This is a genomic window from Endozoicomonas sp. ONNA2, assembly GCF_024606365.1.
Lineage (GTDB): Bacteria > Pseudomonadota > Gammaproteobacteria > Pseudomonadales > Endozoicomonadaceae > Endozoicomonas.
Map to the genome: position 1 here is coordinate 1 of NZ_JAHHPO010000792.1, position 5,834 is coordinate 5,834.

The window sequence follows — 5,834 nt, forward strand, 5'->3', positions numbered from 1 at the left end:
AAATGACTGTTAATCATTGGGTCGCTGGTTCGAGTCCAGCTCGGGGAGCCAATTACTACCCACATACGAATATACGCAAACCAACACAAATTGAAAAAAGTATTTTAGTTACTGTCAATAAGTGTCTCTCAATTTTCCTGTTTGATAAGACTTAAATCGAAATATTTAACCAACACACTCCACCCCATAATCTCAGTTGAGGTTATCATCAAATCACTTCAGGCATTAGATAGTGGATAGTTTCGCGCAAATTTCTGACTGATTGATACCCTATCGCTACTGGCTCTTTAACTGTAGTTACGCACTGTCGTTTACTACCATCAGCAGTATGTTGTTCAAATGATCAGGCGTTACATCACATGTAGAGGTGCGTAACACCAGTTAATAATCACCTCAGCCAATCTCCATTTAACCCGGCAAGCAATTGTCACTGTTTTTAACCCTGAAAACGCTTGATAGCTGGTCAAATTTATTAATTTATAACACGAATTTAGGTGAACTAATTTCTTTAGCTGCTGTCTGAATAAAGTAATTGTTAAATTTATCCAAATACTACTCCACATCGATACCAGAGAAGGTCAGGTATGCAAGAAATCCGTCAGCTCACTTTACGCAAACCTTTCACTACCGATCCTACCAATCAATCTTCCACCAAACTAACGGCGATGATGTCAGGCCGTCCTGTCAGTGGCCAGCCCGACAAAATACAACCCGGGCAATCAGTCCAGTGCAAAAAGCATCTGAATAATCCGGAAGTTGCTACCAACATTTTTCCCAAAGCCACTGCTGCACGGAGCATAGAAACAATCCTGTCAAAAACAAACGCCAACCCGGTGAGTAATCGATATGAATCCCATCCGCCATCCCATGATGCCAGCGGCGGGATTTTAGGCCAAAATGCCGACTTGCTCTATCGTTTGGTTGGTGGAAATATCAATGAAAGTCATTATCTACAATTGTTTCAACTCAAACTGATGAGCTTCAAAGATATCCTGATTCACCATCGCCCGGGTTCAGTTGACAAACTTCCAGAAGGTTTACTGGAGCAAGCTCTTCGAACTAACCCTGAAGACTTCGCGCTTATACCGGAAGCACAGTTAACAGAAGAATTGTGTCGGCAAGCCCTGGAAATCCACTCATTTACATTTGCATACATGCCAACCCAGTGCAAATCACAAGCCCTGTGTCATGCGGCTTGTGATTTGAATAGCGAACTGATTAAACATGTTCCACAGGAAAAAATAACTGAAGAAATTATTTCCATGATTACCAGGAAACCCGGGATACCGATTTTTGATCTGAGCTGCATACCAGACCATTTTTTGACCAGGACGATATGTAACCGATTAACAGCGCATAATCGTATGTTTAAAGTAATGTATCCTCTGGTAGAGTTTCCTCCTGAAGACAGAGACTATGAGTGTTACCTCAACGCTTGCAAGAAAAACTGGACGTCCATTAAATTTGTGCCCAATGAATTTAAAACCCGTGAAATATGTCTGGCTGCCATCAACCACCAATTCTCATTAGCCTTGCGTTTCATACCGATAGAAAAACGGGACACGCTCTTGTGCGAAACAGCATTTAACCAACGGGTTGACAACCTGGAGTGGATGCCTGGCAGCTTGATCACTGAACGGCATCTTGACATCCTGATCAACGAAATGATCAACGAAAAATACATTGACCCCTACTTATTTACGTACATCCCTGAAGCGTTGAGATCAGAGCGTTTTTATAAAGCATTTATCGACAAATGTACAAGCAATTCATTTGCTGTGTTTCGTAAATTACAATCTTGTTTCTTTGATAATCTACAGCCATATCTTCTGAATTACCTGGAAACATCACCAGTCATTTCAGCTGAAAAATTAGCGCCATTGCTGCTCGCCATCAATAACTTTTCTGATCCGGCAATTAAAGAGCGATCATTTAAAGCCATCAAGAAAACCATGATAGCCCTGGTTATCAATCAACACTTCAACAAGAACAATTTTTATGAATGGATCTCAGCGCCTGAACTGGATCAGGAATTTAAATTTGAGCTGCTGCACATGGTGAATAACCCAGTGTCCGGTGTCGATATCCAATTGCAACAGGAAACCGTTGATTCGCTGATCAACCTTGGCCACCCATTTAACTTTGAAGTAGACAACCAGGCACTGCCTGAACTGAGAAAGCTCTGTCGTCTCGCGCCTTTATACAGAATGCCTGAACAGCACAAGGGAGACTGTATCATACGGTTTATAGAGCAAGAACTGTCAAAAGAGCCTGTTTTTCAAGAAATAGCACCACCGGAATTTACTCATGCAAATACCATCTGCCAAGGTCGCACATTAATCACAAAAAGTAATGAAAAAACCCTTTATTACAAATTACAGCGCCCGCTGGAAGATCGGTCGCTTTTAACCAAAGAGTACCTCTTACACCACTACCTGGCTGGAGGAAAGGCAAAAGAACTTAAACTGCAAAGCGAAATCCCCAGCGCCAAACACCTCTTTAAACTCCCGTTACAATGTGTTTCCAAGGATATTTTGACTCAACTTGAGGAAATCCAATACTCTACTGAGGGTGGACAGGCTTATATATACGGTTATTGTTACGAAACGTCGTCTACCGACTATGCCACTTATGCCTGGAAGCCAGATACAAATTCTATCCAGAGCCCCTGTGACAAAGCCATAACCGGGATGCTGATGGCCAGTCACGATCTTGGCAGGTGGTGCGCGATGGGACTATTGCACACCAGCACACTGCCAGCATTCCATGATCTGAGAACCTCCAGGCGCTGGTTACCATTAAACCAACTATTCACAAATAGCGACAGTGAAAATGCACTCTGCGGTACCTTTGGGGCTTGGGATACCGACGCCACAGAGCGACCAGATATCCGCTATAGCGGCCTTGCTGATCTGGTGGATTATGAACGCTTTGGTGATCTGAAAAATTATATTTCTTACGCTAGCCGCGGAAGAAATATCAGTGGTTATTTCCCGGCTGCCACCCAAAAGGTCGCTCTCGCTAACTATATCGTAGAGATATTGCTGGGAAATATTTTACTGTATGCCCGACTTCATCAGCAAAACCAGAATTACCACCTGAACGACCCGCAGGCTCAAGCTAACCTGAGCAGCTTTATTACCCTGTTGACTGATCAGTTTTTACTGGGCTTATTGGGAGAAAAACGCCAACTCCAGAACCAAGCCTTGGGTATGTCGACCACAGACCATCAATTATGGTTACAAAGAGCGGTTAATGAGATTCTTTATTGGACCACAAACAACAACAACACATGCAATTTTGCGACGGATTATCAAAAAAACAATGCGCTTGATCCTGTACTCTACCCTCTCCCTCCCGTCAAAATCGACAACATTCAGAATAAGAGATACCCCGTAGATTTTATTAACTGTTTGGGCAAACCGAATCTTGGGGCCGAGAGTGCCACTTTTCCATTAATGACTCTATTACAGGGCTGGACCAAACTCACATCGACAGCCATTCATACTTTGGCCTATGGTTCGAATTCAGAACTGATCAAACACAACTCAGATCACCCGTAAAATAAACGCGTTTCATTCACCCTCAAACCCCTGAATCGGTTTCACGGTCCCCCAATGATGACAGCGGGGACATTGCCAATGCATTTCCTTACCGGAAAACCCGCACCTGCCACAGGAAAAAACAGGTTTAAACTCAAGCATCCGACCCGTAAGATGGTGAATCAATTCCAGCACATTATCCGCCAAGCCACCCTGGAACTGCCGACGAAGACCAATCAGTTCATTCAAGCCTCTCAATGTGGGATGACGCTCAAGCTGAGCTGTTAAAAAGTTAACAGCCTGAGACTCCCCGGACTCTCTGAGCAAAAGACGGGTCATTGCAATAATAATGGCAGTACCAGGACGCTCATTCAGGCAACGGCCAAGATAAGCGCCAAACCCACGCAAACTCCCCGTATGCTCAAAGGATTTCTCCAATAATGGCAGCGAGATCGGCATAAAGCTGATATCCTGAACCGATATTCTCTGCAACACTTTAATTGCTTCTTTATAGCCACCTTCGTCAAATTCCATTTGCCCCAGCAAAAGACTGGCCCTGACACAGTTTTTATCCCGGGAAAACGCCTGACGTATCAGGCGACGGGCATTTACCCGATCATTTTGCCTGAGGGCTATTTCAACCTGCTCGCAGTAGTAATGTGCAAGAATGACAGCAAATAGTTCTCCCCGGACGGGTTTCAACCTTTCTGCAACCTCTGCAGCCTTAACCCACTCCCGCTCCTGCTCATAGACACGCAACAACTGCTGCAACGCCTGGTCTCGAAGTTGATGATTCTGGCGACTGAGATCAATCAGAATGGATTCAGCACGATCCAGCAGGCCAGCAGACGAATAGTTTTGAGCCAGGGCAAGCTGAACCTGAAAAGACTGGATAGAAGTCAGGCTTGGGCGTGCCAGCAAATCCTGATGAACACGGATGGATTTTTCCACCTCGCCACGTTTACTGAACAAATTTCCCAGCGCCAGATAGGTGTCTACGGTGTCGTTATTGATATCCAGGGCTTTGATAAAGACATCAATAGCCTCATCCGTCTGTTCATTGATCAGATAATTCAAGCCAACAAAATAGTCCTTCGACAGCTGGCCAGAGCTATTCGACCGCCTTCTCTTCTGATCACGCCAGCCCAGAAAATAACCAATCAAGATAGCAGCCAGAATAAGACCCAATAACGCAATATCAGGCATTCGTTAACCCTTTCAGGGCACTGGATCGCAACTTTTGAAGTTCGGCATCACGCCGCGCAAGCTTTCTTCTCAGACTGGCATTAGCCAGCCGCAAACGGATAACCAGCATCAGGGATACCAGCAAACCGGCAAAGCCGCCGAGCACAAAGGGCACCATAACCAGCGTGGAAGTGCTTACGCCCGGCATTTTTATTCCGCCTATTTCAAGGCTGATCTGTTCGGTATTGGAGAGAGTAAAGTTAACGAAAAGCACCAATAGAACAACAGACAACACCAAAACCAGAAGACGCTTAAACCATACGACTATTGCCGTAAACCCACTCTTGACAAGAGGCAACTCGTAGTCAGCCATAAACCTGTTTCACGATTTATCCATTTCTTCCTGTAAGCCACGATTCACCCTTTCCCGCAGCTCTTTGCCCGGCTTGAAATGGGGAACATATTTACCATCAAGACTCACAGCTTCACCGGTTTTCGGGTTACGCCCAACTCTGGGAGCACGATAATGAAGGGAGAAGCTACCAAACCCCCTGATCTCGACCCGCTCGCCACTGGCCAGCGAATCGGACATTTGTTCAATGATAGCCTTTACAGCTAACTCAATATCCTTGATAGAGAGCTGCGGTTGCAACCGGGCAATCCGCTCAATCAATTCAGACCGGGTCATCGTCGTTTTTCCTTTCCCTGCCATTCCCGGAATGTCTAAAAGATCCTGCAGACCTTGATAGACACTGCTTATTGTTAAAAAGCGCCTTAAATAACCAGACTGTTTCTACACTAGCTAACCCACCCAGAGAAATCAAGCAACCCTTTGATTAGTCCACACATTTCATAAGAATACCGGCCATCGCCCGCACCTCTTCGGCATCAATTGATAAATACAGAGAAACACCACAGATAAATCACACAACCTCTCGATCAAAAAAAACCGCGAGGCAAAAGCTCTCGCGGTCTTCTCTATTCTCAGAGGCAAAGTTTCATAAGTTAAAGCACTCCGAGAGGCTGTCCGGGAATAGACTGCCCTTCGCGACAACCAGGGCGACAGAATCGGTCGAACGATCATCCCGATAATAGGATATTTAGCTA

Annotated in this window: 4 protein-coding genes; 1 reads left to right on the plus strand and 3 read right to left on the minus strand. The window is 45.0% G+C overall.

Features of this window, described 5'->3' with window-relative positions; all coding sequences use genetic code 11:
- Window positions 1-584 precede the first annotated feature (584 nt).
- On the plus strand, window positions 585-3,563 hold the full coding sequence (locus KDK14_RS14125) for a DUF4116 domain-containing protein (RefSeq protein WP_257265817.1): 2,979 nt from the start codon (window positions 585-587) through the stop codon (window positions 3,561-3,563).
- Window positions 3,564-3,575: 12 nt separating this feature from the next.
- Here KDK14_RS14125 and lapB read toward each other — a convergent pair whose 3' ends face one another.
- Genes lapB through ihfB form a run of 3 tightly spaced genes read right to left on the minus strand, consistent with a single transcriptional unit; the run spans window position 3,576 to window position 5,415 of the window.
- Window positions 3,576-4,748, minus strand: coding sequence for a lipopolysaccharide assembly protein LapB (gene lapB / locus KDK14_RS14130; RefSeq protein ID WP_257265818.1), 1,173 nt, complete (start codon window positions 4,746-4,748; stop codon window positions 3,576-3,578).
- Window positions 4,741-5,100, minus strand: a complete 360-nt coding sequence (locus tag KDK14_RS14135) for a LapA family protein (RefSeq protein ID WP_257265819.1) — start codon at window positions 5,098-5,100, stop codon at window positions 4,741-4,743. The genes lapB and KDK14_RS14135 overlap by 8 nt, the downstream gene beginning before the upstream one ends.
- Window positions 5,101-5,109: 9 nt before the next feature.
- Complete coding sequence (gene ihfB / locus KDK14_RS14140) at window positions 5,110-5,415, minus strand: integration host factor subunit beta (RefSeq protein WP_257265820.1); 306 nt, start codon at window positions 5,413-5,415, stop codon at window positions 5,110-5,112.
- Window positions 5,416-5,834 lie beyond the last annotated feature (419 nt).